29 protein-coding genes are annotated in these 26573 nt (G+C 70.5%); 20 read left to right on the top strand and 9 right to left on the bottom strand.

Annotation, left to right across the window (positions count from 1 at the left end; translation table 11 throughout):
* The first annotated feature begins 194 nt into the window (after positions 1 to 194).
* Both ABD235_RS35030 and ABD235_RS35025 read left to right on the top strand, forming a co-directional pair.
* A complete protein-coding gene (locus ABD235_RS35030; RefSeq protein WP_344182105.1) occupies positions 195 to 2384 on the top strand; it encodes an AfsR/SARP family transcriptional regulator in 2190 nt (729 codons plus the stop codon).
* Between the two features lie 5 nt (positions 2385 to 2389).
* Positions 2390 to 2908: a GNAT family N-acetyltransferase gene (locus ABD235_RS35025; RefSeq protein WP_344182103.1), complete on the top strand. Its 519-nt coding sequence runs from the start codon at positions 2390 to 2392 to the stop codon at positions 2906 to 2908.
* Here ABD235_RS35025 and ABD235_RS35020 read toward each other — a convergent pair.
* Complete coding sequence (locus ABD235_RS35020; RefSeq protein WP_344182101.1) at positions 2886 to 3563, bottom strand: class I SAM-dependent methyltransferase; 678 nt, start codon at positions 3561 to 3563, stop codon at positions 2886 to 2888. The two genes, ABD235_RS35025 and ABD235_RS35020, sit on opposite strands and share 23 nt — an antisense overlap.
* 98 nt (positions 3564 to 3661) lie before the next feature.
* Between ABD235_RS35020 and ABD235_RS35015 the strand changes: the two genes are divergently transcribed.
* The 4 genes from ABD235_RS35015 (at position 3662) to ABD235_RS35000 (ending at position 6730) form a co-directional block, all read left to right on the top strand.
* A complete protein-coding gene (locus tag ABD235_RS35015) occupies positions 3662 to 3763 on the top strand; it encodes a 30S ribosomal protein bS22 (protein ID WP_008356322.1) in 102 nt (33 codons plus the stop codon).
* 82 nt (positions 3764 to 3845) lie between these two features.
* Positions 3846 to 4838, top strand: a complete 993-nt coding sequence (locus ABD235_RS35010; RefSeq protein ID WP_425553221.1) for an NAD-dependent epimerase/dehydratase family protein — start codon at positions 3846 to 3848, stop codon at positions 4836 to 4838.
* The gene (locus ABD235_RS35005) at positions 4831 to 5943 is read left to right on the top strand and encodes a lysophospholipid acyltransferase family protein (protein WP_344182097.1); all 1113 of its coding nucleotides are present in this window, start codon (positions 4831 to 4833) and stop codon (positions 5941 to 5943) included. The genes ABD235_RS35010 and ABD235_RS35005 overlap by 8 nt, the downstream gene beginning before the upstream one ends.
* Before the next feature lie 7 nt (positions 5944 to 5950).
* Positions 5951 to 6730: a phosphotransferase enzyme family protein gene (locus ABD235_RS35000; protein WP_344182095.1), complete on the top strand. Its 780-nt coding sequence runs from the start codon at positions 5951 to 5953 to the stop codon at positions 6728 to 6730.
* 229 nt (positions 6731 to 6959) lie between these two features.
* Here the strand turns inward: ABD235_RS35000 and ABD235_RS34995 are convergent, their stop codons facing one another.
* The 3 genes from ABD235_RS34995 to ABD235_RS34985 form a co-directional block, all read right to left on the bottom strand.
* Positions 6960 to 8060 carry a DUF5667 domain-containing protein gene (locus ABD235_RS34995; RefSeq protein ID WP_344182093.1) on the bottom strand — a complete coding sequence of 367 codons (1101 nt, stop codon included), beginning with the start codon at positions 8058 to 8060 and terminating at the stop codon, positions 6960 to 6962.
* Positions 8061 to 8265: 205 nt separating this feature from the next.
* Positions 8266 to 8808 carry a sigma-70 family RNA polymerase sigma factor gene (locus ABD235_RS34990; protein ID WP_041289570.1) on the bottom strand — a complete coding sequence of 181 codons (543 nt, stop codon included), beginning with the start codon at positions 8806 to 8808 and terminating at the stop codon, positions 8266 to 8268.
* Between the two features lie 44 nt (positions 8809 to 8852).
* On the bottom strand, positions 8853 to 9740 hold the full coding sequence (locus tag ABD235_RS34985) for an HAD family hydrolase (protein ID WP_344182091.1): 888 nt from the start codon (positions 9738 to 9740) through the stop codon (positions 8853 to 8855).
* 37 nt (positions 9741 to 9777) lie between these two features.
* Here ABD235_RS34985 and ABD235_RS34980 point away from each other — a divergent pair, with 37 nt between their 5' ends.
* The 8 genes from ABD235_RS34980 (at position 9778) to ABD235_RS34945 (ending at position 18696) form a co-directional block, all read left to right on the top strand.
* On the top strand, positions 9778 to 11226 hold the full coding sequence (locus ABD235_RS34980; RefSeq protein ID WP_344182089.1) for a class I adenylate-forming enzyme family protein: 1449 nt from the start codon (positions 9778 to 9780) through the stop codon (positions 11224 to 11226).
* Positions 11223 to 11468 (top strand): glutaredoxin family protein, encoded by a 246-nt coding sequence (locus tag ABD235_RS34975; RefSeq protein WP_344182087.1) that lies wholly within the window; start codon positions 11223 to 11225, stop codon positions 11466 to 11468. The genes ABD235_RS34980 and ABD235_RS34975 overlap by 4 nt, the downstream gene beginning before the upstream one ends.
* Positions 11469 to 11592: 124 nt before the next feature.
* The gene (locus ABD235_RS34970; protein ID WP_344182085.1) at positions 11593 to 12348 is read left to right on the top strand and encodes a redox-sensing transcriptional repressor Rex; all 756 of its coding nucleotides are present in this window, start codon (positions 11593 to 11595) and stop codon (positions 12346 to 12348) included.
* Entirely contained in the window at positions 12345 to 13631 is a 1287-nt protein-coding gene (locus ABD235_RS34965) for a glutamyl-tRNA reductase (protein ID WP_344182083.1), read from the top strand. Before ABD235_RS34970 ends, ABD235_RS34965 begins: the two co-directional genes overlap by 4 nt.
* Complete coding sequence (hemC, locus tag ABD235_RS34960) at positions 13628 to 14512, top strand: hydroxymethylbilane synthase (protein ID WP_344182081.1); 885 nt, start codon at positions 13628 to 13630, stop codon at positions 14510 to 14512. Before ABD235_RS34965 ends, hemC begins: the two co-directional genes overlap by 4 nt.
* Positions 14509 to 16242 carry a bifunctional uroporphyrinogen-III C-methyltransferase/uroporphyrinogen-III synthase gene (locus ABD235_RS34955; RefSeq protein WP_344182079.1) on the top strand — a complete coding sequence of 578 codons (1734 nt, stop codon included), beginning with the start codon at positions 14509 to 14511 and terminating at the stop codon, positions 16240 to 16242. Before hemC ends, ABD235_RS34955 begins: the two co-directional genes overlap by 4 nt.
* Positions 16243 to 16247: 5 nt before the next feature.
* Entirely contained in the window at positions 16248 to 17237 is a 990-nt protein-coding gene (hemB, locus tag ABD235_RS34950; RefSeq protein WP_344182077.1) for a porphobilinogen synthase, read from the top strand.
* Between the two features lie 658 nt (positions 17238 to 17895).
* Positions 17896 to 18696: an aminoglycoside phosphotransferase family protein gene (locus ABD235_RS34945; RefSeq protein ID WP_344182075.1), complete on the top strand. Its 801-nt coding sequence runs from the start codon at positions 17896 to 17898 to the stop codon at positions 18694 to 18696.
* Positions 18697 to 18753: 57 nt separating this feature from the next.
* Here the strand turns inward: ABD235_RS34945 and ABD235_RS34940 are convergent, their stop codons facing one another.
* Positions 18754 to 19395, bottom strand: coding sequence for a DUF2625 family protein (locus ABD235_RS34940; RefSeq protein ID WP_344182073.1), 642 nt, complete (start codon positions 19393 to 19395; stop codon positions 18754 to 18756).
* A gap of 140 nt (positions 19396 to 19535) precedes the next feature.
* Between ABD235_RS34940 and ABD235_RS34935 the strand changes: the two genes are divergently transcribed.
* Entirely contained in the window at positions 19536 to 19727 is a 192-nt protein-coding gene (locus tag ABD235_RS34935; RefSeq protein ID WP_344182071.1) for a hypothetical protein, read from the top strand.
* On the opposite strand, the gene ABD235_RS34930 is transcribed toward ABD235_RS34935, so the two are convergent.
* Positions 19724 to 20596, bottom strand: a complete 873-nt coding sequence (locus tag ABD235_RS34930; RefSeq protein ID WP_344182069.1) for a helix-turn-helix transcriptional regulator — start codon at positions 20594 to 20596, stop codon at positions 19724 to 19726. The genes ABD235_RS34935 and ABD235_RS34930 overlap by 4 nt on opposite strands.
* A 101-nt stretch (positions 20597 to 20697) precedes the next feature.
* Here ABD235_RS34930 and ABD235_RS34925 point away from each other — a divergent pair, with 101 nt between their 5' ends.
* Genes ABD235_RS34925 through ABD235_RS34915 form a run of 3 tightly spaced genes read left to right on the top strand, consistent with a single transcriptional unit; the run spans position 20698 to position 23060 of the window.
* A complete protein-coding gene (locus ABD235_RS34925; RefSeq protein WP_344182067.1) occupies positions 20698 to 21036 on the top strand; it encodes a carboxymuconolactone decarboxylase family protein in 339 nt (112 codons plus the stop codon).
* A 5-nt stretch (positions 21037 to 21041) separates the two neighbouring features.
* Positions 21042 to 22010: an aldo/keto reductase gene (locus ABD235_RS34920; protein ID WP_344182065.1), complete on the top strand. Its 969-nt coding sequence runs from the start codon at positions 21042 to 21044 to the stop codon at positions 22008 to 22010.
* A 12-nt stretch (positions 22011 to 22022) separates the two neighbouring features.
* A complete protein-coding gene (locus tag ABD235_RS34915; RefSeq protein ID WP_344182063.1) occupies positions 22023 to 23060 on the top strand; it encodes a zinc-binding dehydrogenase in 1038 nt (345 codons plus the stop codon).
* Positions 23061 to 23072: 12 nt separating this feature from the next.
* On the opposite strand, the gene ABD235_RS34910 is transcribed toward ABD235_RS34915, so the two are convergent.
* Positions 23073 to 24302, bottom strand: coding sequence for an MFS transporter (locus ABD235_RS34910; RefSeq protein WP_344182704.1), 1230 nt, complete (start codon positions 24300 to 24302; stop codon positions 23073 to 23075).
* A 149-nt stretch (positions 24303 to 24451) separates the two neighbouring features.
* Here ABD235_RS34910 and ABD235_RS34905 point away from each other — a divergent pair, with 149 nt between their 5' ends.
* Together ABD235_RS34905 and ABD235_RS34900 are read left to right on the top strand one after the other, a co-directional pair.
* Entirely contained in the window at positions 24452 to 24619 is a 168-nt protein-coding gene (locus ABD235_RS34905) for a hypothetical protein (RefSeq protein ID WP_344182062.1), read from the top strand.
* Positions 24616 to 25401, top strand: a complete 786-nt coding sequence (locus ABD235_RS34900; RefSeq protein ID WP_344182060.1) for a hypothetical protein — start codon at positions 24616 to 24618, stop codon at positions 25399 to 25401. The genes ABD235_RS34905 and ABD235_RS34900 overlap by 4 nt, the downstream gene beginning before the upstream one ends.
* 75 nt (positions 25402 to 25476) lie before the next feature.
* Here the strand turns inward: ABD235_RS34900 and ABD235_RS34895 are convergent, their stop codons facing one another.
* Positions 25477 to 26001, bottom strand: coding sequence for a dihydrofolate reductase family protein (locus tag ABD235_RS34895; protein ID WP_344182058.1), 525 nt, complete (start codon positions 25999 to 26001; stop codon positions 25477 to 25479).
* Positions 26002 to 26103: 102 nt separating this feature from the next.
* Positions 26104 to 26463 carry an STAS domain-containing protein gene (locus ABD235_RS34890; protein WP_344182056.1) on the bottom strand — a complete coding sequence of 120 codons (360 nt, stop codon included), beginning with the start codon at positions 26461 to 26463 and terminating at the stop codon, positions 26104 to 26106.
* Positions 26464 to 26573 lie beyond the last annotated feature (110 nt).

Below are 26573 nucleotides of genomic sequence, written 5' to 3'. Positions count from 1 at the left end.
TCGCCCGTGAGCAGCACCTGCAGTTGCGCGTGGCGTCGCGTCCACCTGACGCTCTTGCGTCCGAAGAAGTTGCATGGGTCCGAAGAAGGGTGCGCTATAGCCTCGGCTTTTTCGGACGTTGCGCGATTGTTCGGACGCTACGGGCCGCTCACCGCTGCGTGAGCTTGGGGGCGGGGCGCGCTAGCGTGGGTGGGGTGAGTGACGAACCGCGGGCCGGGGGTGCGGGGGAGGGTTCGCCGGTGTTCGGGGTGCTGGGGGCGGTTGTTGCTTGGGGCAAGGACGGGGAACTGCTGCCGTTGAAGGGTCCTCGGCATCGGGCGGTGCTCGCGCGGTTGATCGTGGCGCGGGGGCGGGTGGTACCGGTCGACGTACTGGTGGACGACCTGTGGGTCGCGCCGCCGGCTGGTGCGGTGAGTGCGGTGCGGACGTTCGTCGCGGCGCTTCGCCGGGTGCTGGAGCCGGAGCGGGCGGCTCGGGCGAAGCCCCAGGTGCTTGTGACCGAGGGGCCGGGGTACGCGCTGCGGCTTCCGCCGGACGCGGTGGACGCGTGGCGGTTCGAACGTGCGGTCGCGGGTGGTGGAGTGGTCGGTGGTGGAGGTGCGGCTCGGGGCGGTGGATGGGTTGGTGCTGGACCTGCGGCTCAGGGCGGTGGACGGGCCGCTGGACCTGCGGGTTGGGCCGGCGACGGGCTGGGGATTGCAGAGGCGCTGGGGTTGTGGCGTGGCCCGGCGTACGCGGACTTTGCGGAGGAGCCATGGGCTCGGGCGGAGCGGTCTCGGTTGACGGAGCTGCGGCTGCAGGCCGTTGAGCAGCTCGCGGCTGCTCGCCTGAGTGCCGGGCGCGCGGTGGAAGCGGTGCCTGAGTTGGATGCGCACGTCACTGAACACCCTTGGCGGGAAGACGCTTGGCGTCTGCTGGCGTTGGCTTTGTACCGCTCCGGCCGCCAGGGCGACGCGCTCGCTGTACTGCGCCGGGCGCGCATGCTGCTGGTCGATCAGCTGGGTGTGGATCCGAGCCCGGCGCTTCGGCAGTTGGAAACCGACATCCTCCACCAGGCCGACCACCTCGCGAACTCAGCCGCAACCGCGCCGGCAATTGGGGCAGCAAGTGGGCCGACGACCGGGTCAGCGCACGAGTCGGCGGCCGGTGAGTCGACCGTATGGGATCGCGCGGTGGCGGCGTACGACGAGGGCGTCGGAGCGCGGGCCCGCCTGGAGCCGACCGTTGGGTTGTTGCGGAGTTTGGCGATTACCGGAGGCGGCGGGCTCGTCGCGGCGCGGGAGCAGCGCGTCGCGGTGATCGCGGCGGCCGAGGAGCTTGGTGATGCCGAGCTGACGGCCCGCGTGATCGGCGCGTACGACGTACCGGCGATCTGGACGCGCTCGGACGACGAGGAGCAAGCGGCCGCAGTCGTCGCCGCAGCGGAGCGCACGCTGACCGCGCTCGACCAACGCCTCGCGGAGAGCGAAGCCGACGCGCCGCAGTCAGACAGCGCGCCCGACGCGTCGCATGCAAACAGCGCGACCGCCGCGCCCTACGCAGACAGCCCGACCAACCAGCGCACCTCCCCGCTGCGAGCGCGGCTGCTCGCGACCATCGCGATGGAGTCCCGCGGCAGCGGATCCCCGCGCGCCCGCCGAGCAGCAGAGGAAGCCGTCGCGATCGCCCGCCGCCTGGACGATCCCGGCGTACTGGCCTTCGCGCTCAACGGCCTGTTCCTGCAGACGTCCTACCGCACCGGACTCGCGCCCGAGCGAGACGCGATCGGCGTCGAACTGATCGACCTGGCGGCCAAGCACGGACTGACGACGTACGAGGTTCTCGGCCACCTGATCCGCATCCAGGCCTGCAGCGCACTCAGCGACTACGACACCGCCGACCAACACGCCGCGGCAGCCGACCGGCTGGCGGCGAAGCACGAGACACCGCTCGTCAGCGTCTTCACCCGCTGGTACGCCGTACTGCGTGCCCCCAGCGAAGCCGCCTACCGAGACGCCACGAAGCTGCTCGACGGCGCCGGAATGCCTGGCCTGCAAGACGGTCTGGAAGCACTCGCCGTCCTGACGGTCAGGCTTCGAGAAGGCCGACCGCTGGACAGGAACGCGGACTACGGCCCGTACGAGCCCTGGATCCGCCCACTGCTCGACGGCGACGGCGAAGCCCTCGACCAGATCCCAGACCCGCCGAAGGACCTGCTGCAAGAACTCCTCTGGACTCTCCTCGCCGAAGCAGCACTTGCCCAAGGCAACAAACAGCTCGCCCAGCGAGCCGAACGAGCACTCACGCCGGCAGCCGCAGAAGACACAGCCGGTAGCGGCCTGATCACCCTCGGTCCAATCCAAACGATCCTGGATCGCCTCCGAGCCCGTCGTACAGCAGACTGAACCGCATGACGATCAGGTACGGCGGCCCTGGGGTGCGGATCGCGGGGGACGGGCTGGTGCTCCGCGAGTGGGAGCGCGGCGATCTCGCCGCGATGTCGGAGCTGTTCGACAACCCCGAGGTCGCGTACTGGACCCCGCTGCGCACCCCGTTCGACCTGGCCGCGGCCGAGGCGTACTACGACGCCGCGCACACCGACAACGGCCGGACCCACCTCGCGATCACAACCGACGGCGAGCAGCCGCTCGGTGAGGTGATGTTGAACGAGAAGACCGGCTCCCTCGGGTACGTCGTCGGCCAGGCGCACCGCGGCCAGGGCCTCGCCGTACGGGCCCTGACCCTCCTGACCGACTACGCCCACGGCGAGCTCGGTCTGCCCCGCCTGATCCTCGAGATCGAGCCCGAGAACCAGGCGAGCCAGTCGGTCGCGACGCGGACCGGCTACACGCTCACCGATCTCCCGCCGACCAGGCTGATGGAGAAGGGCCGTGACCTGCAGCTCCTCACCTGGGAACACCTGAGCTGAGCCGGGCCCGCACGGCCAATGCACCGGGCACCGGCCCGTCGCCCGGCTCGACCGCGTGTTCGAGCACGAAGCCCGCCGCGAAGAACGCGTTCAGGAACTCGGCCAGCGGCGTGTGCCGCATCCCCACCGTCCCGCGGATCCCGTCGCCGGCCCACCACGCCGACGGCTGGTGCCAGCCGGACTGCCGGTACGTCGGGTGCGCCAACCGTCCGCCGTCCTCCTGGTACTCGACGTGCGGACCGTTGAAGCACGGGTGAACCCCGTAGAAGTAGAACAGCCCGTCCGGCCGCAGTACCCGCCTGATCTCTCGCAGCGTCCCCGCGAAGTCGTCCAGATCGGTCGAGATCCACAGCGCAAGTACGTCGTCGAAACTCTCCGCCGCGAACGGCAGCCGCGCCGCGTCGCTCTCGACCAGCGGTACGTCGCCCTTCGTCCGCGCGAACCGCAACTGGTCCGACGACCGGTCCAGCCCGAACACCCGCCGCCCGGTCTCCTTGATCATCGCGAAGTAGTTCCCCGTCCCGCACCCGAGATCCAGGCACAGCCGGCCTTCCCCCGGCCCGAGCAGCGCGAGCAGGTCCTCCCTGTTGTCCTCGGCCCAGTTCGTGCTGCGGGCGGCGTACCAGTCGGCGACTCCGTTGTAACGAGCTCTCATGACTCCTTCCTACCCACTCCCGGGCACCTCACTTAGGTGACCGGCTGACTTGCAGGTAGGCTTTGCCGACGCTCTCTTTAAGTTTGGAAGGTCCAACTGTGGGTTCGGTAATCAAGAAGCGCCGTAAGCGTATGGCGAAGAAGAAGCACCGCAAGCTGCTCAAGAAGACGCGGGTGCAGCGCCGCAAGCTCGGCAAGTAAGCAGTTCCAGCCGCTCTGGTCACCAGAGCGGCGTTGTGCGGGGTTGCTGTCTGGCTGGGGGTCACTCGTGGCACAGGTAGTGATGGTCACCGGCGTCTCACGGGACGCCGGCGCTCGGTGTGCGCGGCGACTGGCCGCGGACCCGTCCATCGGGACCGTGATCGGGATCGACGTGGTCCCGCCGCGGGCCGAGCTCGGCCGGGTCCGGTTCGTCCGGGCCGACATTCGCAACCCCGTGATCGCCAAGGTCATCGCCGGTGAGGACGTCGACACTGTCGTCCACACGGGCGTGGTGGCGACCCCTGGAAGTGCCGGTGGCCGGTCGTCGATGAAGGAGATCAACGTCATCGGCACCATGCAGCTGCTCGCCGCGTGTCAGAAGGCACCCGGCCTGCGCAAGCTGGTGGTCAAGTCGTCGACCACGGTGTACGGCGCAGGTCCGCGTGACCCCGCGATGTTCACCGAGGAGATGGCGCCGCGGGCGATCCACCACACCGGGCTGAGCAAGGACGCCGTCGAGGTCGAGGGCTACGTCCGAGGCTTCGCCCGGCGCCGCCCCGACGTGACGGTCAGCACCCTGCGGATGGCCAACTGGATCGGTCCGCAGACCGACTCGCCGATCACCCGCTACTTCGCGATGCCGGTGGTCCCGACCGTCTTCGGGTACGACGCCCGCCTGCAGTTCCTGCACGAGAGCGACGGCGTCGAGGCGATCCACCACGCCACCGTCGAGGACCTCCCGGGCACGTTCAACCTGGCCGGCGACGGTGTCCTCGTGCTGTCCCAGGCGATCCGCCGGCTCGGCCGGCCGGTCGTCCGACTGCCCTCCTTCACCGCGTCGAGCACGGCGGCCGTCGTACGGCGTGCGCGGCTGGCCGACTTCTCGCCGGACCAGATCACCTTCCTCACCTACGGCCGCGCGGTCGACACGACCCGGATGCGGACCGAGTTCGCCTTCGAGCCGAGGTACACGACCGCCGAGGCCTTCGACGACTTCCGCGCCTCGATCGGGACCGGCGCGATGACCGCGGCCTCGAAACTGCTGACCGCCGGGCTGGGAGCGCTGCGTGGCTGACGCCGACATCATCCCGATCGGCTCCGGCGGCCGGCCCGGTCGCGGGAGCGCCCGGCGGACGACGCCGTCGGCGGCCGCGCGATCGCTGGCGGGGAAGAACAAGAAGGCCTCGCCGGACCGAGCTTCCGACCCTGAGCAGGCCGAGACGCCGGCAGCTCCCGGCGGCCCGATCGCGGGCGAGCCGTGGGGCGTGGGCGAGCAGGCGAGCCCGGCCGACGCCGGTGCCCCCGACTTCGTGGCGTTCGAGCGGATGGTGCGGGACCTGTTCGGGGCCGCGGGGGAGCAGAAGGTCGCGGAGTGGCTGGCGTTCCTGCGCCGGCGGCTGACCGGGCAGTACGAGGTGGACGAGTTCGGGTACGACGCCGAACTCACCGACCAGGTGCTGCTGTCGGCGCTGCGGCCGCTGGCGGAGAAGTGGTTCCGGGTCGAGGTGCGCGGGATCGAGAACATCCCGGACACCGGCAGCGCGCTGATCGTCGCGAACCACTCCGGCACGATGCCGCTCGACGGCCTGATCACCCAGCTGATCGTCGCCGACCACACCAACCGCCCGCTGCGCACGCTCGCCGCGGACCTGGTGTTCCGTACGCCGTTCGTCGGCGAGCTGTCGCGGAAGGCCGGTGCCACGCTGGCCAGCAACGACGACGCCGAGCGGCTGCTCCGCGCGGGCAACCTGGTCGGCGTTTGGCCGGAGGGGTTCAAGGGCCTCGGCAAGCCGTTCAGCGAGCGGTACAAGCTGCAGCGGTTCGGGCGCGGCGGCTTCGTCAGCGCGGCCATGCGCACCGGCGTACCGATCGTTCCGTGCTCGATCGTCGGCGCCGAGGAGATCTATCCGCTGGTCGGCAACATCGCCTCGCTGGCGCGGCTGCTCGGCGTTCCCTACATCCCGGTGACGCCGTTCTTCCCGCTGCTCGGACCGCTCGGCATGGTCCCGCTGCCGTCGAAGTGGCTGATCGAGTTCGGCGAACCGATCCGCACCGACGACTTCCCCGAGGGCGCCGCCGACGACCCGATGCTGGTCTTCAACGTCACCGACCAGGTCCGCGAAACCATCCAGCAGACCCTGTACGCCCTGCTCATGCAACGCCGCAGCGTCTTCTTCTGATCGCCCGATGAGTGCGGTCGAGGAAGAGTCCCCACCACGCGAGGGGCTGTTGACCGGCGGCAACGTCGCCGATGCGGTGGTCCGAGTCGGTACGACCGTCCGCAAGCCGGTCACCGCCGCCACTCCCGGTGTCGAGGCCGTCCTCGACCACTTGCACCAGAGGGGATTCGAGGGTGCACCGCGCACCCTGGGCCGCGACGACAAGGGCAGGCAGGTCCTCGAGTTCGTGCCGGGCACCACCGCCATGGAGCTCCCGGCGTTCACCCCGGACGAGTTGCGCCGCCTCGGACGGTTGATCCGCGCGCTGCACGACGCGATGGAAGACTTCTCCCCGCCTGTCGACGCGCAGTGGGACATGCCGATCCCGGACCCGACCGATGGACGCCTGATCTGCCACAACGATCTGGCGCCGTGGAACCTCGTGGTCGACGGCGCCCGGTGGGTCTTCATCGACTGGGACGGCGCCGGACCGGCCTCACGCTCCTGGGACCTCGCCTACGCGGCCCAGAGCTTCGTGCCACTGCAGGCCGGCGGTCTGGTGGCCGAGGCTGCGCCGCGCCTCCGGGCCCTGGTCGACGGCTACGGCCTGGACGACGGCGAGCGGCGAGAGTTCCCCGGGCTGATCGCTGCGCACACCCGAGGCATGTTCGACCTGCTCGTCCGCGGCGCCCGGACCGGCGAACAACCCTGGGCCCGCCTCCACGCCGAAGGCCACGCCAACCACTGGGGTCCCGCCGCGGAGTACATCGAGTCCCACCAGGCCGCCTGGCTCGACGCTCTCCTCTGACGTGTCGGGACCCTGAACAAGGCAGCGAACGAGGCGTGGACCGTGGACTAGCTGCGGGACCGTGAACACCAAACCGGGACCTGGGACATGGCACGACGTGTTCAAGGTCCCGATTTCCTGTCCGAGGTCGCAGCTGCGGGACGGGAGCGACGCGCCTGCGATCGCCCTGGGCGTGCGAAGAGCCCCGGTCGACAGCTGTCGACCGGGGCTCTTCAGGTAGTGAAAGGTGCTACTTCCAGGGAGGTAGCAGAGTCTCGATCACGCCGGGCAGGTTGATCGTCGGCAGCGGCAGGCTCAGGGAGGGGAACGGCCAGGGCCAGCTCGGCGTTCCGGCGGTGGGTAGGGAGGGGAGCGGGGTTCCCGACGGTGTCGTCGTCGGGTTCCCGGTCGGCTGGCTGCCGGGCGGGGTGAGCAGCTTGGTCGGCTGCGTCGTGTTCCGCTCCTCCACCTTGGTGGTGTCCGGCACCTCGGTCGGCGCCGTGCTCGGCTTGGCGCTCGGCTTCGCCGACGGCACCGTCGTCGGATCCGACGCGATCGGGTCCTTCGGGTCGTTCGGCTGACCGGGCTGCTGCTCGGTGCTCGGCTGGATCGCGTTCTTCGCCGGCTTCGGCTGGTCGCACTTGGGGCAGGCCAGCTTGGTGTGCCGGGTCAGTTCGTCGATCGTCGTGACCGCCTCGACAGCGGCCTTCAGCGAATCCGGGGGCAACTTCGGTGCGAGCTCACCCATGGCCTGGCGGGCGCTGGTGATGAACGTCGTGATCGCCTGGATCGAGCTGGGGTCGTCGTCCTGCTGGTACGACGCGACGAGCCGGGACACGCCCTTGCGGGCCTGCTCCGAGAACAGGCCGAGCGTGCTGTCGATGGCAGCCGTGTCGCCGCCGTTCGACACCAGCGCGTCCACCTCGGACAGCCTGGTCATCGCGTGCTCGAGGTCACGCCGGCCGCGGGAGTCGTCCCCCACGCTGACGTTGGTCGAGACGTTCTCGATGCTGCGCTTCATCCCGTACAGCGTGTCGCCGGGCATCGCCTGCTGGGCGGCGGCAGCGGAACCGATGCCACCTCCGAGCAGCACGAGCGCGGCGGTGCTCGCCACCAGCCGGATCCTCCGGCCGGGGCGATGACGGATCGGTGTCACGGACGCCTCGTCGTCCTCGCGGGGCGGCAAGTCCTCCTCGCTGTCCGGCGAGCTGTGCACCACGGTCGGGGTCGTTGCCGCCCGGGCGGCCGCCTGCTCCAGCAGACGGTGCCTCAGTTCGGCGCTGAACTCCGGTCGCGGTGCGACTGCCCCGGCGGTCCTCAGCCGCCCGGCCAGTTCGACAGCTTCCAGCAACTCAGGGTCATCGCTCAGTCGCGAAGAGTGACGGGGCCCGTGATCGACGGCGTGCGCGAATGCATCCGCGCGCGCTCGAGCCCTGGTTAGGTCACTCATGATGTTCGTTCTCCTCAATGGTCCGCCGGGGTCACCGACGGGTCCTCATGAGGAAGAACGAGGAAAGTCGCTGACTGGTTACGGAAGACATTCGTTGTCACCCGTCTCACCTCAAGTCCTTGGGGATTACCTTCGCCAAGTGCCTGACGGCCCTCAACTGCAGTTGCTTGACCGCGCCTTCGGACTTCTCCAGCGCCTTGGCCGTCTCGGCGATCGACAGACCGGCGAAGAATCGCATGGTCAGGCAGTCGCGCTGCTCGTCCGGCAGGGCCGCGACGGCGTCCCGCAGGACCTCGGCGGTCGCGGCGGCCAGGACGTCGACCTCCGGCCCCTCGGTCTGCCGGTCGTGCGTCTCGATCTCGTCGGTGACCACCTCGAGACGGACCCGGCCCGACTTGTAGTGATCGGTGATCAGGTTGCGGGCGATCGTCACCAGCCAGGCACCGAAGTCCCGGCCCTGCCAGCGGAACGAGTCCAGCGCGCGCAGCGCCCGGACGAACGTCTCGCTGGTCAGGTCCTCGGCCAGGGCCGAGGACGACACCCGCGCGTAGATGTAGCGATAGACGGTGAGCGAGTACTCGTCGTACAGCTCACCGAATGCACCGACGTCTCCAGCCTGGGCGCGATCGACGAGTTCTGCACGTCTCATCCCGTCCGGGCTCGGCTCCGGCGTCGTCAAGATCTCTCCCCGTTTCAACTGACACGTCTACGACTTGCACATCCCCGACTGAGACATCGTTGGATGGCCACAGCGGCTGAGACAGCACCGAGCGTTACGCCTGAAGCACCCGCTGTCAACAGGAGAAGGCGCGTCGCCCTCCGTCCGGTCCGGTAGTCCCGGACCTGCCAGCCGGCCGTCCGGGCATGCCGCCGCAGCCTGCTGTCAGGATTGATCGCCCACGGATTCCCCACCATTTCCAGCATCGGCAAGTCGTTCACCGAGTCCGAGTACGCCGAGCACGCGGTCAGGTCCAGCTCCTCGTGCTTGGCCAGCGCCCGGACGGCTTCCGCCTTGGCCGGGCCGTGCAGAATATCGCCCACAAGTACACCTGTATAGACCCCGTCACTCTGGGCTGCAACCGTGCCCAGCGCGCCGGTCAGACCGAGCCGCCGGGCCAGCACGCGGGCCACCTCGACCGGGGCGGCGGTGACCAGCCAGACCCGTTCGCCGGCGTCCAGGTGCTGCTGCGCGAGCGCCTTCGTGCCCGGCCAGATCCTGTCGGCCATCAGCTCGTCGAAGATCTCCTCGACCAGGATCTCGACCTCCGAGACGCGGTGGCCGGCGATGAACGACAGCGCCGACGCGCGGGCTTTGGCGACCGAGTCCGGCGTCTCGCCGCGCAGCCGGAAGGCCAGCTGCTGCCAGCCCTTGGCGGCGATCTCGGCGAAGGTGAAGAACCGGCGCCGGTACAGACCACGGGCCAGGTGGTACACCGACGCGCCCTGCAGCAGCGTGTTGTCGACGTCGAAGAAGGCGGCGGCGTGGCTCACCGAGGGGGTCGCCAACGCGGCTTCCAGTTCGGCCGCGGCCGCGCTCGCCTCACCGGCCAGCACGGACCTGGCGCGTAGGTCCCGAGTCACTCTGAGCACCTTAACGGGAACATGACAGACTCGCCTGGTGAACTTCAACTTCGCGGATGTTCTTCGTGACACAGCGCGACGTCATGGGGAGCGTCTCGCGCTGGTCGACGGTGACCGGCGACTGACCTGGAGCGAGCTCGACGAGGCCGTCGAGCGGACCGCCCAGGGGTACGCCGGTGCGGGGCTCGTGCCCGGGTACCGGGTCGTCCTGCTGATGGCCAACAGCATCGAGTTCGTCACGGCGTACTTGGGATGTCTGCGCGCCGGCCTCGTCGCCGTACCGCTGAACACGGGCCTGACGAAGACCGAGATCGGCAACGTGGTGAAGCACTCCGGCGCCCGTCTGGTGGTCGCCGACGGCGGCCTCGCGGACAAGGCCGAGGGCGTCAAAGTGGTCCGGGCCGGCGAGCTCGACGGTCACGCTCCGTTGTCGCCGCAGACCGACCCGGAGAGTCTCGCGGTCCTGCTCTACACGTCCGGCACCAGCGGCGACCCGCGCGCCGCGATGCTGACCCACCGCGCGCTGGCCGCCAACGTCGAGAACCTGGCCGGCCTCGGCGAGGACCGGATGGGCCCCGAGGACCTCGTGCTCGGCGTGCTCCCGATGTTCCACGCGTTCGGCCTGAACGCCGTCCTCGGCTGGGCGGTCGCGACAGGCGCCGCGCTCGTCATCGACCAGCGGTTCGACTCGACCGGCACGGTCGACCTGATCAGCTCGTACGCCGTGACGCGGCTCCCGCTGGCGCCGCCGGCCCTGCACGCGCTGCTCGCCCGCGACGACCTCCGGGAGCGGCTCGCCTCAGTGAAGGTCGTGCTGACCGGCGCGTCCAGCCTCGATCGCGCGCTGGCCGACCGGTTCGAGCAGGCGACGGGCCTGTTCGTCCACCAGGGCTACGGCCTCACCGAGGCGTCCCCGGGGGTCACCACGACGCTGGGCGAGGAGAACCCGAAGCCGGGCTCCGTCGGTCGCCCGCTGCCCGGCGTGGACCTGCGGATCGCCGACGAGCAGGGTGAGGACGTCGAGGGCGACGACCCGGGAGAGATCCTGATCCGCGGCAAGAACCTGTTCTCCGGCTACTGGCCCGACGGGGCCGGCGGCCCGGACGCCGACGGCTGGTACCGCACCGGCGACGTCGGCTTCCTGGACGCCGACGGCGATCTCTACCTGGTGGACCGGCTCCGCGAGCTCGTCATCGTGAGCGGCTTCAACGTGTTCCCGAGCGAGGTCGAGGAGGTCCTGGTCGGCGCCCCCGGCGTCCGCGAGGCGGCGGTGATCGGCGTCCCGTCCGACGACACCGGCGAGGCGGTCAAGGCGTTCGTCGTACCGGCCACCGGTGCGTCGGTGGACGTCGCCGACGTGCTCGAGTACGCCGGGCAGCGGCTGGCCCGCTTCAAGCTGCCGGTCGAGGTCGAGGTGGTCGACCACCTGCCGCACTCGGTCACCGGCAAGGTCGCGAAGGGCCGGCTGCGGGAGGCGGACCGGTGAGCGAACCGCGCGTCACCCTGTACGGGAAACCGGGCTGCCACCTCTGCGAGGACGCCCAGGCGATCGTCGCCGCGGTCTGTGCCGAGCTGGGCGTCGGCTGGACCGAGATCGACATCACCACCGACCCCGAGCTGTTCCGCGAGTACGGCGAACAGATCCCGGTCACCTTCGTCGACGGGCGTCAGCACGACTTCTGGCGGGTCGACCCGGTCAGGCTGAAGAAGGCCTTGACAACGGCGTGAGTTTCGACGTGACGTCCGTCATGGGTGTCGTCGCCGATTTTGTTCTCACGTTCACAAGCTCCTAGAGTGGGGGTGTCGCCCGCCGTGAGGCGAGTGACTCGCGAACCACCTTTCCAGGAGAACTGTGACGCCTGCCCGCAGCCGTCGCCCCGGCGCGCCGACGCGAACCGAACGCGGCATTCCCGAGGCCACTGTCGCGCGCTTGCCGGTGTACCTGCGGGCCCTGACCGCGCTGTCGGACAGTGGCATCGCCACCGCGTCGAGCGAGGATCTCGCGACCGCGGCCGGCGTCAACTCGGCCAAGCTGCGCAAGGACCTGTCCTACCTCGGCTCCTACGGCACCCGCGGGGTCGGGTACGACGTGGAGTACCTGCGCTACCAGATCGCCCGGGAGATCGGCGTCACCCAGGACTGGGCCGTGGTCATCGTCGGGATCGGAAACCTGGGCCACGCGCTGGCCAACTACTCCGGCTTCGGCACCCGTGGCTTCCGGATCGTCGCCCTGCTGGACGCGGCGCCCGAGCTGGTCGGCGAGCGGATCGGCGACATGGTCGTCCGCGACTTCGCCGAGCTCGAGGAGATCGTCGCCGCCGACCGGGTCTCGATCGGTGTCATCACCACTCCCGCCGGTCCCGCCCAGGAAGTCTGCGACCGGCTGGTCGCCGCCGGGGTGACCAGCATCCTCAACTTCGCGCCGGTGGTGCTGTCCGTGCCCGACGGCGTCGACATCCGCAAGGTGGACCTCTCGATCGAGTTGCAGATCCTGGCGTACCACGAACAACGAAAGTCCGGAGAGGCGGCGCTCCCCGAGGTGCCCGAGCTACCAGCGATCAACGGCCTGCCCGATCTGCCCAGCGTCAACGGGGGTGTGGGCGCATGAGCTACCTGGTCGTCGGCATCTCGCATCGCAGCGGGGACATCTCGGTTCTGGAGCGGGTCGCGCTGGACGCGGACGCGGCGACCAAGCTGGCGATCGCCGTCCAGCACAGTCCCGCGGTCAGCGAGTCCGCCGTCCTGGCGACCTGCAACCGCACGGAGGTCTACGCCAACGTCGACCGCTTCCACGCGGGCATGGACGAGGTCACCGCGATCCTGTCCGACATCACCGGCGTACCGCTGCTGGACCTGGCCGAGCACCTGTACGTGCACTTCGAGGAAGGCGCCGTCGCGCACCTGTTCCAGGTGTCGGTCGGGCTGGACTCGATGGTCGTCGGCGAGAGCCAGATCCTCGGCCAGGTGAAGGACTCGCTGCGCGTCGGCCAGGACCTGGAGACGATCGGCAGCGGCCTGAACGCCCTGTTCCAGCACGCGTTGCGGACCGGCAAGCGGGCCCGCACCGAGACCGGCATCGACTCGGCCGGCCGCTCGGTGGTCACCGCCGGGCTGGACGCCGTCGGCGGCTTCGAGGGCCGCCGCGCGCTGATCGTCGGGGCCGGCTCGATGGCCTCGCTGGCCGCTCAGACCCTGATCAACGGCGGTGCCGCGAGCGTCACGATCGCGAACCGCAACCACGACCGCGCGGTCGCGCTGGCCGAGCGGATCGGCGGTACGGCGATCCCGCTGGCCGGCGTACCGGACGCGCTCGCCGAGGCCGACCTGGTGGTCAGCTGCACCGGCGCCCGCGGCACCGTGCTGACCGAGGAAATGATCCGCACCGCGACCGACGGGCGCCCGTTCGGCGTACTGGACGTGGCCCTGCCGCGCGACGTCGAGCCCGGCGCTGCACGGATCCCCGGCGTCACGCTCGTCACCCTGGCCGACCTGGCCGGTACGGCGGGCGGCAGCGAGCACGACATCGACGAGGTCCGCCGGATCGTCAGCGAGGAGACCGGCGCCTTCGAGGCGACCCGGCGCGCGGCCTCGGTCGCGCCGACCGTCGTCGCGCTGCGGGCGATGGCCTCCGAGCTCGTCGACTCCGAGCTGGCCCGCCTCGACCGCCGCCTGCCCGGCCTGGACGAGCACCAGCGCCACGAGGTCGCCCGGACCATCCGGCGCGTCGTCGACAAGGTTCTGCACACCCCCACCGTCCGCGTGAAGGAACTGGCCGCCGATCCCGGCGGCCCGACCTACGCCGACGCGCTGCGCGAGCTGTTCGCGCTCGACCCGGCGACCGTCGACGCGGTCACCGCCCCCAAGACCACCACCGGAGGTGAGTCCGCATGATCAAGCTCGGTACCCGCCGGTCGGCTCTCGCGACCGCGCAGGCCACCACCGTCGCCGAGGCGCTGCGGGCGCTGGGGCACGAGGTCGAGCTGGTCCCGATCGTCACCACCGGCGACACGAACCGGGCGCCGCTGGAGCAGATCGGCGGCACCGGCGTCTTCGTCAGCGCGCTGCGCGACGCGCTGGTGGCGCACGAGATCGACATCGCCGTGCACTCCCTGAAGGACCTGCCGACCGCGCCGGTCGAGGGCCTGACCCTCGGCGCGATCCCGGTCCGCGAGGACCCGCGCGACGTCCTGGTCGCCCGCGACGGGCTGACGCTCGGCGAGCTGCAGACCGGTGCCCTGATCGGGACCGGGTCCCCGCGCCGGGTCGCGCAGATCGAGGCGCTCGGGCTCGGCGTCGAACTGACCGGCATCCGCGGCAACGTGGACACCCGGATCGGGATGGTGGCCGACGGCAAAGTGGACGCGGTGGTGCTGGCGAGGGCAGGGTTGGCCCGGTTGGGCCGGCTCGCCGAGATCACCGAGACGCTCGACCCGATCCAGGTGCTGCCGGCTCCGGGACAAGGTGCCCTGGGCATCGAGTGCCGCAGCGACGACACCGTCGTACTGGCCGCGCTGGCGCCGCTCGACGACCCGTCCACCCGGATCGCGGTGACCGCCGAGCGGCAGTTGCTGGCGACGCTCGAGGCCGGGTGCACCGCGCCGGTCGGGGCGCTGGCCGAGGTGGTCGAGGGTGAGGACGGCCCGGAGCTGTGGCTGCGGGGAGCACTCGGTGAGGACGGCGGCGGAGTTCGCCGGCTGTCCGCCAACGGATCGGTCGACGATCCAGCGGCGGTCGGACGGGCGCTGGCGCACGAGTTGCTGGAGCAGACATGACACCGGCACGGGGCACGACGACGGAAAAGACGAGCAAGACAAGGGCGAAGGCGACGGCAGACGTGAGCAGCGCGAAGACAGCAGCGGCCACCCAGACTCCGCAGAAGGTGCCGGCCAAGGCCGCGGCGGCAGGCAGCACAGCCAAGCAGACCAGACCGCTCGGGCACGTCACCTTCGTCGGGGTCGGTCCGGGTGATCCGGCGCTGCTGACGATCGCCGGGCGCGACGTCCTGGCGAACGCCGACGCCGTGGTGGTCGAGGGCCCCGAGCACGACGCCTTCCTGGCCTACTGCCGGCCCGGCGTCGAGGTGATCGACGGCTCCGGCGCCGAGGGCAGCCGGGCGCTGCGGGTCGCGGCCCGCGCGCGGCTGGTGGTGAAGACCGCCAAGACCGCGTCGAACGTGGTCCGCCTGCTGACCGGTGACCCGTTCACCTTCTCCAGCGGCGCCGAGGAGGCCGCCGCCTGCCGCAAGGCGGGGATCAGCTTCAACGTCGTCCCGGGCGTCAGCGAGGTCAGCGCCGTACCGGCGTACGCGGGCATCCCGCTGACCGTGAAGAGCGAGCGCGAGGTCACGGTCCTCGACCTGGCCGAGGCCAAGCTCGACTTCACCCGCCTGCACCCGAAGCAGACGCTGGTCCTGCTGAACGCGGTCGAGATCCTCAAGGACGTCACCGCCGCGCTGGTCGAGGCCGGCTTCGACGCCGGTACGCCGGTCTGCGCGACCGTCGGTGGCACCACCACCGCCCAGACCAGCGTGGTCGGCACGCTCGGCACGATCGTCGCCGACCTGCGGTCCGCCAAGGTCGTCGGCGAGGCCGTGATCGTGGTCGGCTCCGTGGTCGAGCAGCGCGAGGCGCTCAGCTGGTTCGAGACCAAGCCGCTGTTCGGCTGGCGGATCCTGGTGCCGCGCACCAAGGACCAGGCCGGGCCGCTGATGGACCGCCTGCGCCGGTACGGCGCGATGCCGGAAGAGGTCCCGACCATCTCGGTCGAGCCGCCGCGCAACCCGCAGCAGATGGACAAGGCGATCCGCGGGCTGGTCGAAGGCCGGTACGAGTGGGTCGCGTTCACCTCGGTCAACGCGGTCAAGGCCGTGCGCGAGAAGTTCGACGAGTACGGGCTGGACGCACGGGCGTTCTCCGGGCTGAAGATCGCCGCGGTCGGCGAGAAGACCGCCGAGGCGATCGCCGCCTGGGGCATCCGCCCCGACCTGCTGCCCTCGGGCGAGCAGTCGGCCGCCGGGCTGGTCGAGGACTGGCCGCCGTTCGACGAGGTGCTGGACCCGATCAACCGGGTCTTCCTGCCGCGCGCGGACATCGCCACCGAGACCTTGGTCGCGGGGCTGACCGACCTGGGCTGGGAGGTCGACGACGTCACGGCGTACCGGACCGTCCGGGCCGCCCCGCCGCCCGCGCCGACCCGCGAGGCGATCAAGTCGGGCAAGTTCGACGCGGTCGTGTTCACCTCGTCCTCGACCGTGCGGAACCTGGTCGGCATCGCCGGCAAGCCGCACGCGTCGACGGTGATCGCGGTGATCGGTCCGGCGACCCTGAAGACCGCCGAGGAGCACGGCCTGCGCGTCGACGCGATGGCCGAGTCGCCGTCCGCCGAGGAGCTGGCCGACGCACTGGCCCGGTTCGGCGCGGACCGGCGTGACACCATGGTGGAGGCGGGGGAGCCCGTCACCCGTCCGTCCGAGCGTCGCTCGGGCTCGCGCAGGAAGAGCTGAGTGCTGTGACCGGTTTCCCGGATGTTCGTCCGCGGCGGCTGCGGTCGTCGGCGGCTGTCCGACGGTTGGTGTCGGAGACCACGATCGAGCCGCGGCAGCTGATCCTGCCGATGTTCGTCCGGGAAGGCGCACGGGAGCCGATCGCGATCAGCTCGATGCCGGGCGTCTACCAGCACACCCGCGACACCGCGCGGAAGGCCGTCGCCGAGGCGGTCCAGCTGGGGCTGGGTGGCGTGATGCTGTTCGGCGTACCGACTTCCAAGGATGAAGTCGGGTCCGGGGCACTCGATCCCGAGGGCATCCTCAACGTGGCGATCCGCGACGCGGTCTCCGAGGCCGGCGACGACCTGCTGGTGATGTCGGACCTGTGTCTGGACGAGTTCACCTCGCACGGGCACTGCGGCGTACTGGACTCCGCCGGCCGCGTCGACAACGACGCGACTCTGGAGATCTACGCCGAGATGGGCGTCGCCCAGGCCTCCGCCGGCGCGCACGTCGTCGGCCCGTCCGGGATGATGGACGGCCAGGTCGGCGTGGTCCGATCCGCCCTCGACGCCGCGGGCTTCCTGGACACCGTGATCATGGCGTACTCCGTGAAGTACGCGTCCGCCTTCTTCGGCCCGTTCCGCGAGGCCGTCGACTCGTCCCTGCAGGGCGACCGCAAGAGCTACCAGCAGGACCCCGCCAACGGCGGCCGCGACGCGCTCCGCGAGGTCGACCTCGACATCGCCGAAGGCGCCGACCTGGTGATGGTCAAGCCGGCCCTGGCCTACCTCGACATCATCCGCCAGGTCCGCGACCACGTGAACGTCCCGGTCGCGGCGTACAACATCTCGGGCGAGTACGCGATGGTCGAGGCCGCGGCGGCCAACGGCTGGATCGACCGCGAGAAGGCGATCATGGAAACGCTGACGAGCATCCGCCGCGCGGGCGCCGACACGATCCTGACGTACTGGGCCGCCGAAGCCGCGCAGCTGCTGTCGCACCACCGGTAGGCACCCTCACGGGCCGACTCCGGTCTCCCCACGCGGCCGGCTACGGTCGCTCCTTCGTCGCGACCTACGCAGTCCGCTCCCACCCGCCCTGGGTGCGGGCTTCGCGCCCTGACATGAGTGCGGGTGGGCGTGCGCTTGTGTGGGTTCGGTGCGTGCGCCGCCGTTCGACGTTCCGACCAGCTGACGCTGCTGGGCGGCCATGCACCACTCACCAACTTCGCGGCGGGGCAGAAGCGACGCCTGGAAGTCGCCGCCCTGTGGAGACGACGAGCGGTTGGTGAGTGGTGGCGGTGCGCTTCGGCGACTGGTCAGGGACGACCCGGCTGACTCGGGCTGCATGCGGCGGACCGACGTGCACCACTGATCAACCTCGCCGGAATAGTCGGCGCTACGCCCGCAAGGCATCGGAATGCGTCAGCGGGAGCGGGTTGATCAGTGGTGGGCGTCGCTTGTCTGCGCTCGCGGAGGGGCGGTCTCGGGGTTACGTGCGGGCAGCCTTCAGGACTGCCAGCCGCTGCGGGCGAATGCGTCGACCACTCCCGGCGCGGAGGCTAGGCTGCCTGCGTGCGGGAAAACTGAAGGCGCAGGCGGCTTGCCGACCGAGCGCGTACTGGATTGGGCAGCTGCAGCGACCGGCGGTGAGGCCAGGACCGTTGGGGTGCGCGCTCTCCACGAGTGGCAAGGGCCGTGGCTCCTGCGGATCGAGAGCCGTGGGCGGCTGACCGAAGCCGTGCTGCGGGCACCGACCCCGCGGATCGACGCGGCGATGATCGCTACCGGAGCTGCCGCGCTCGAGTTCGCAGAGCGACACAGCCTGCCGGCTCCGCGGTTGCTCGGCGCCGACTTGCTGGGTGAGACGGCTGGCGTGCCCGCCACGCTCGAGACCGTCGTACAGGGCAGCGCTCAGTGGTCGGCGTCTTCGTCCATCGAACGACTGCGTACCGCGGGAGCCGTTCTCGCTCGTGTCCATGCGGTCTCGACAGCACCGACCGACGCGTTGCCCGTCCGGCCGCGGCCGATCGCGGTGGACGACTTCGCGGAAGATCGGCGTACTGGCCGCATGCCGACGACAACCCTTCTCGAGATCGCCGACGAGGCGGTCACGGCGTGCGGCGTGCCGCCCAGCGAGCACGTCTTCCTCCACGGGGACGTCTGGCCGGGCAACCTCATCTGGGCAGGTGACGAGGTTGCAGCCCTCATCGACTGGAAGACCGCCGGCGTCGGAGCCCCCGGCGTGGACCTCTGCGAACTCCGCAAACAGGCCGCCATCTCTTTCGGCCCCGAAGCACCCGCCAAGGTACTCAATGGCTACGAACAGGCGACGTCCACCAAGGCCGACCACGTCGCCCACTGGGACGCGGTCGCCGCCCTCAACACCCCCACCGAGCTGTACGACGCCAGAGCGACCGCCCGCCGCGACACCTTCCTGAGAACTGCGCTCACTGCTCTCGGCGCCTGACCACTCCTGACGTCGGCGACTCCAGTTAGCAGGCCGGTAGGTGTAGCCGCCGCAGAGTCAGGTGAAGGTGCCGAGGAATCCGGGGGACGGGAGCCCCGCCTGGGCAGCGAAATCCGCGCTGATGCCGACGAGTTCGCTCATCGGGACTCGGCGACGGCTGGTCGCCGGAAGGTTGGACTGAGCTTCCTTCGACCACAGGAACGGGTAGACCGCGATGCCCTGGGTGGGAGTCAGAGTTCGGCTCTCGTCCTGCCAGCCGGGCCAGCGGAGGGACTCGTAGAACTTGTTCGTAGCGCCGGAGAGAAGCCAGCCGATCCATTGGCTGTGGGTGATCTCGAGGGTCTCCCACTCGAGGGTGTCAGGGGCGAAGTAGCCGACCTGGCCGGGATCACCAGGGCGGCCGGTGGTTGCCGCGTCGTACGAGCTGAGGGCGAACACACCACCCAGTACGTCGTACCCGATGATCAGCTCGTCGCGCGGTCCCCAGTTCGGATCGGGGCTCGTCGGAAACTCGTTGACTCGGCCGATGCCCAGGCCGGCGTCCGAGGAGCCGCCGAGCACGCGGGCCCAGCCGCTGTCGACGAGGAGGCCCCCGCAGTTCCGGACGATCGCGCCGAGTGCCGAGCGCTCGGTGACCTGCAGTTGCGCGAGGGCCGCCCTGCCCGACGGCTCGTCGAGCGGCAGTACCTCCACCTGCATGGGCTTCCGGCGATCTGCTCCAGGATCCACGGCCAGGCCGAGTCGGTTGCGTTCACCGGAGCAGTCTGGCGGACAGGGGGCTCTTGCCGGGGATCGAGCCGGGTGGGAGCATCGCCGGATGCTGCACACACGAAAGGTTCATGCCGCACCGCATTGTTGCTGACGGCAAGCACTCGTGGCTCGACCGGCGGGATGGGGAGTGCGGGATGTGGGTGTGCTGTCCGCCGACCGCGGGGATTTGGACGTTGCTCGCGATGCTGGAGCCGGAGATGCGGCGACCTGATCGGGAGAGGTTGTACGCCGAGCTGCGGTGGGTCCAGTCGCTCGGCTAGTGGGAAGCGAGTTCGCCGGCGAGTTCGGCGGTGGCTGCCCAGCTCGACAGCAGCTTCAAGGCGTCTGCGGTCGGGCTGCCGGCGGGCGCGGTGTAGACGAGAAGCGTGAGCCCTGGGTGTCCCGGGAACTCCAGGGCCTCGAAGGTGAGGTCCAGGGTGCCGACGACCGGGTGGTGGAGCTTCTTCAGGCCGGTGCGGTGGAAGCGGACGTTGTGGGCGGCCCAGCGGGTGCGGAACTCCTCGCTGCGGGTGGAGAGCTCGCCGATCAGCTCGATCAGGAGTTTGTCGTGCGGGTTGTGGCCGGCCTCGGAGCGGAGCATGGCGGCGATGTCGTTGGCGGTGCGGTCCCAGTCGGGGTAGTAGTCCTGGGCGGCGGGGTTGAGGTACACGAAGCGCGCGGTGTTCGCGGGGCGCCGGGGGTCGGCGAGGACGGGGGAGTAGAGGGCGCGGGCCATCCGGTTCGCGGCGAGGATGTCGTGGCGGGCGTTGCGGACCCAGGCGGGGGCGTCACCGATCGTGTCGAGGACCAGCTGAACGCTCGCGGGGACCGTCGCCGGGGCGGCTTTGCGTTTGCGTGCCGGGACCGGCGCGGAAGCGCGGGCGAGGTCGTACAGATGTGCCCGCTCGGCGTCGTCCAGCTGGAGGGCCCGCGACAGACCCTCCAGTACGGCGTCCGAGGCGCCCGCCAGATTCCCGCGTTCCATCCGGACGTAGTAGTCGATGCTGACCCCCGCGAGCAGCGCGACCTCCTCGCGGCGCAGCCCCTTGACCCGCCGGTTCCCGCCGTACGCCGGGAGGCCGGCCTGCTCAGGCGTGATCCGGGCGCGCCTGGAGGCCAGGAACTCGCGGATCTCGGCACGGTTGTCCATGCCTCCACCGTAATCGGTGCCCGCGGGCCGAAGGAGGTACTGGCATTACCCGGAAGACCAGTGACTCCCGCGCGGCCGCGACCAGGCGTTGACTGGGTGGCATGCAGACCCCCACCGATCCGGAAACCATGACCCCCGCGCAGCGCGCGGTCGGGGACTTCGCGCCCAAGCTGGTCGAGCTGACCGACGACGTCCTGTTCGGCGACGTCTGGACCCGGCCCGAGCTGAGCCCGCGGGAGCGCAGCCTGATCACCTGCGCCGCCTTGGTGGCCAACGGCAACACCGAGCAGCTGCCCCACCACCTGGCCCGGGCCAAGAGCAACGGTCTCACCGAGACCGAGCTCAAGGAACTGATCATCCATCTCGCCTTCTACGCCGGCTGGCCGCGGGCGATGTCGGCGATCGCCGTCGCCAAGGACGTCTTCGGAGCCCAGGAGTGAGCACCATGCAGTACACCCGACTCGGCAGTTCGGGGCTGAAGGTCAGCCGGATCGCGCTCGGCTGCATGAGCTTCGGCGACACCTCGCGCGGCTTCAACACCTGGGCGCTCGACGATGCCGGCGCCGAACCGATCTTCCGGCAGGCCCTCGACTTCGGCATCACCTTCTGGGACACGGCGAACGTCTACGGATTCGGCAGTTCTGAGGAGATCGTCGGCCGTGCGATCCGCAAGTACACCCGCCGCGAGGACATCGTGCTCGCCACCAAGGTGCACTTCAAGCTGCACGACGGACCGGGTGGTTCCGGCCTGTCCCGCAAGGCGATCATGGAGCAGATCGACGCCTCGCTGACCCGGCTCGGCACCGACTACGTCGACCTCTACCAGATCCACCGGTTCGACCCGGAGACGCCGGTCGAGGAGACGATGGAGGCCCTGCACGACGTGGTCAAGGCGGGCAAGGTCCGCTACCTCGGGGCCTCGTCGATGTGGGCGTGGCAGTTCTCGAAGATGCAGTACGTCGCGCAGCTGCACGGCTGGACGAAGTTCGTCTCGATGCAGAACCAGTACAGCCTGATGCAGCGCGGGGAGGAGCGCGAGATGTTCCCGCTGCTCGCCGATCAGGGCGTCGGATCGATCCCGTGGAGCCCGCTTGCCAAGGGCCGGCTGGCCCGCCCGTGGGGCACGCAGACCACGCGCGCCGGCAACGACCCGGTCGCCGACCGCCGCTTCAGCGAGGCCGACCGGCCGGTGGCTGACGCCGTCCAGAAGGTTGCCGAGGCGCGCGGCGTACCGATGGCCGCGATCGCGCTCGCCTGGGTACTGAAGCACCCTGGCGTCACCGCGCCGATCGTCGGCCCGACCAAGGAGCACCACCTGGCCGACGCGGTGGCGGCCCTGGACCTGACCCTGACCGACGACGAGATCAGCACCGTGGAGGACGCGTACACCAAGAGCGTCCCCGCCAGCTTCTGAGCAGAGGAATCCATGAAAGCGACCTACCTGTACGGCGCCGGCGACGTGCGCGTCGTCGACGTTCCCGACCCGACGGTCAAGGAACCGACCGACGCGGTCGTCCGCGTCGTCCGGGCCTGTGTGTGCGGGTCGGACCTGCACCCGTACCACTCGATGCCCGCGGCAACGGACGGCCGGTCGATGGGCCACGAGTTCGTCGGCGTGGTCGAGGCCGTCGGCAACGACGTGGCGACGGTCAAGCCCGGCGACTTCGTGATCGCGCCGTTCGCCTGGTCCGACGGGATCTGCGACTTCTGCCGTGAAGGCCTGCAGACCTCGTGCCGGCACGGCGGCTTCTGGAACGCCGGTGAGGTGAAGGGCGGCCAGGCCGAGGCCGTCCGCGTCCCGCTCGCCGACGGCACGCTGGTCGCCGTACCGGTGGAGGAGTCGTCGCCGCTGATCCCGTCGCTGCTGACGCTGTCGGACGTGTACGGCACCGGCTACCACGCGGCGGTCAAGGCCGGCGTCAGCGCGCGCACGACCGTCACGGTGATCGGCGACGGCGCCGTCGGCCTGCTCGCCGTCCTGTCCGCGAAGCGCCTCGGCGCCGAGCAGATCATCCTGATGGGGCGGCACAAGGCGCGCACCGATCTCGGTCGGGAGTACGGTGCCGGCGAGGTCGTCGCCGAACGCGGCGAGGAAGGCATCGCTCGGGTGCGCGACCTCACCGGCGGCGACGGCACGCACGTCGTGCTCGAGGCGGTCGGCCACCGGCCGGCGTACGACCAGGCGGTCGGCGTGGTGCGCGCCGGCGGCGTGATCAGCCGCGTCGGAGTTCCGCAGTACGACGACGCGCCGGTCGGCTTCCCGAGCCTGTTCGGCCGCAACATCACGCTCACCGGCGGTCCGGCTCCGGCCCGCGCCTACATCGAGACGCTGCTGCCGGACGTGCTCGACGGCACGGTCGACCCGGGCAAGGTCTTCGACCACGAAGTTGCCCTGGACAAGGTCGCCGAGGGCTACCGGGCGATGGACGAGCGGACTGCTCTCAAGGTCCTGGTCAAGCCGTAGACCGAATGCCCGTCAGCGCGACGCGTCGTACCTGCGGAAGGTCTTGGACGAGGCGGTGAGGAGGCCCGCGCCCAGGAGGCAGGTGAGGCCTCCGAGGAGGAGGGCGGGGGCCGGGCCGAGGACGCCGCCGAGGGTGCCGGCCCGGAGGTTGCCGAGGTTCGGGCCGCCGATGCCGACCATCAGGTCGAGGGAACTGACGCGACCCAGGAGGTCGTCGGGGGTATTGGCCTGAAGGATGGTTGCGCGGAAGACGGTGGTGATGATGTCGGCGGCGCCCGCGGTGGCCAGGCAGATCAACCCGAGCCAGAGGTGGGTGGTGAGGGCGACGGCGCCGATCGCCGTACCCCAGAGGGCTACCGAGATGAGCATGGCTCGGCCCTGATGTCGGAGGTGGCCGAGCGGACCGGAGAGCGTGGCGGCGACGATGCCACCGTCGCCGATCGCGGCGAAGAGGTAGCTGACGGTCTGCGGGCCGCCGCCGAAGTGGGTGTCGGCGAGGGCCGGGAACAGCGCGGTCGGCATCGCCAGCGCGGTCGCGTTGAGGTCGAGCAGGAAGATCATCCCGATCAGCGGGTGGCGCGCGGCGTACCGGATGCCTTCGGCAACAGACCGGAGGCCGAAGGTGGCGCCACCGCCGACGGGAGGCATGGGTGGGAGGCGCCGGACGCCGGCGAGTGCGGCGAGGAACGTGACCGCGTCCACGGCGTACGCCGCTCCGATGCCGACCGTGGCGATCAGGACTCCGGCGAGCAGGGGCGCGGCGATGATCGCGACCTGGAAGGACAGCTGGTTGAGGGCCGCGGCCGCGGGGAGCAGGCGGGCCGGCAGGAAGCGCGGCGGGAACGTTCGGCGGGCCGATCCGTCGACTGCCGCGAGGGCCGCAGACGTTGCTGTCAGCAAGTAGAGGAGCCAGAGGCGGTCCCAGTGCAGGAACGCCTGTACGGCGAACAGGATGGCGACGGCCATCAATCCGGTACTGGTGAGCAGGACGAGGCGTCGGCGGTCGACGGCGTCGGCGATCGAGCCGCCGAAGAGGCCGAGGAGCAGTGTCGGGATCAGGTTGGCGAGGCCGAGTCCGCCGACGGCGATCGAGGAGCCGGTCACGTCGTACGCCTGGATCGAGACCGCGACCATGGTCATCACGTTGCCGACGGCGGACAGTGACTGACCGGCCCACAGCCAGCGGAAGTCGACCGACTCCCGTAGCGGACTGAGGTCGGCGAACAACCGTCGTCGGGGCACGAGCAGCAATCTTCGTCCTCGTGCGGGGGGCGGGCAATCGGGTTTCTCGTGGGCCGTTGCGGGGAAACCGGGCGGTGTCGTGGAGCGGGGTGGCCTGCTGAGACGTCTACGGTTGGTGAGCAGGTGCCGAGCGAGAGGGAGTGTTGAGCGTGGGCGAGCAGCCGGGTGGGCCGACGCCGGAGCAGGATGTGCGGGCCGCGAGCAATCACCTTCGGGACGCGGCCGCCGTACTGCGGCAGGCGCTCGCGGCTGACGACGAGCTTGTTGGTGGGCCGACGCCGGGTGAGCCCGGCCCGGCGGACGGGGGCGCGCGATGAACGACCCGGTGGAGATCGCCAGACACACCGAGGACGTGGCGAGCGCGGTGGGCGCCGCGCGGCCGCTGATCGAGACGGTCGCCGGGGACGCGGTCGCGCTCGCCGAGCAGGTCGAGCGCAACAGCGACGACATCGGGATGCTGCGGCAGCAGGCCGAGCGGCTCCGGACGTACGACGACGTGGAGCCGGCGAGGATCCTGCAGAGTGCGATGGTCGACGCCGACACGATCGACGCGCGGCTACGGCGTACGGGCGGGCAGGTCGACGAGCTCCGCGGCGACTTGGACCGCGCCGGCAGACATCTGGCGGAGGGATCGAAGGCCCACGCGAAGCTGGTGGACGAGCTCGGCGGACCCACGCCACAGACCGAGCAGCTCGGAAGACGCCTGCAGGATCTCTCGGGCGCGGTCAAGGCCGCCCATCAGTCGCTGGACGCCGCCGACCAGTGCATCCGGGGCGCCCGCGGCTCGTTGAACGCGTTGATCATGACCGACCTGCAAGCGGACCGAGCCGGCACCGAGGCGAAGATCGAGTCCGCCCACACCGCCACCCGCGCCGGCGCGGCGTCCCTCGGCTCCGAACTGAAGAACGTCACCCAACGCCTCGAGGGCGTCCGCCCGCAGCTCCAGGGCGCCACCGCCGAAAGCCAGGCCCTCGCCCAAGCAGCCCACGCCGCCCTCAACCCGACCCCGAAGTCCCAACAGGTAGCCCCTGGCTCAGCCTCCCAGTCCCACGCACAGTCCCACCGCCAAGACGCCCCCACCCGAGAACGCGACCGCTAACCCGCGTACGAGAGGGGGAGGGAACCTGCCGCCCCGCCTACGCTCCGCTCGGCGACGATCTCCGCCGTTCCGACCTCAGCGGTGGATCGTGTAGTCCGACTGGACGAAGCCCGCGTTCAGCGTGCGGGTGGCGTTGTGGTTCAGGGAGATGTCCTGGTCGAGCGCACCGAACAGCGGGATCCCCGAGCCGATCAAGACGGGCACCGTGGTGATCGTGAGCTCGTTCAGCAGGCCCGCGCGGAGGAACGTCTGGACGACGCGCCCGCCGTCGGCGTAGATGCGTTTGGCGCCTCGGTCGTCGAGGGTTTGGACGAGGGCGTCGAGGGTGCGGTGGACGATGACGCGTTCGTCGACGTCGAGGGGCAGCGTGGTGCTGAGGACCTCGACCTGTTTGCCCTCGTACGGCCAGAAGTCGAAGGTGAGGACCGTCTCGTAGGTGTTGCGGCCCAGTACGACGGTGTCGATCGCCGCCATGAACTCGTCGTACCCGGTCTCGCCGGCTCGTTCGCCGCGCTCGGTCAGCCAGTCGATCGCGCCGTCGGGGCGGGCGATGAACCCGTCCAGGCTGACCGCGATGAACACCGCCGCGTGAAAGCTCACTCTGCTCCCCGTCTGTCGTGGAACCCCAGTTTTCCACGCGCCGGAGCGGGGCGGCCGCGCAGCGTCGGTCCGAACGTACGCCGGACCGCCGCTGCTGAGGGGTCAGACCCCGGCGACCATCGCCTGGTCGACGGAGTCGACCACGGTGAACACCTTGTCGAGCTTGGTGATCCGCAGGATCTTCGCGACCCGCGGGTGCGGGCCGGCCAGGATCAGCGCACTGCCTTGGACGGCGGCCTGCTGGTGGACCCCGACCAGGACGCCGAGGCCGCTGGAGTCCATGAACTCCACCTCGGTCAGGTCGAGCACGAGTGGTTGGGTGCCGATCGTTGCGAGCACGGCTTTGAGGGTCTCGGTGAGTTCGGGGGTCGACTCGACGTCGACGTCGCCGGACAACCGGACCAGGGGGCTGGGGCCGAGGTGATCGACCTGGACGGACAGATCCGCGCTGTGGACAGCCACGATCTGATGCTCCTCGAGATTTTCGGCGCCCGCTGATGGTCACCACGGGTACCGGCCGCGTCCGTGGGGGTCCGACGGACACGATGGCGGTGGCTCCAGACTGAACCACC

This window comes from Kribbella lupini (genome assembly GCF_039529595.1).
Lineage (GTDB): Bacteria > Actinomycetota > Actinomycetes > Propionibacteriales > Kribbellaceae > Kribbella > Kribbella lupini.
The sequence above is the reverse complement of the archived record's forward strand: the minus strand, read 5'-3'. Positions and strand labels throughout refer to the sequence as shown.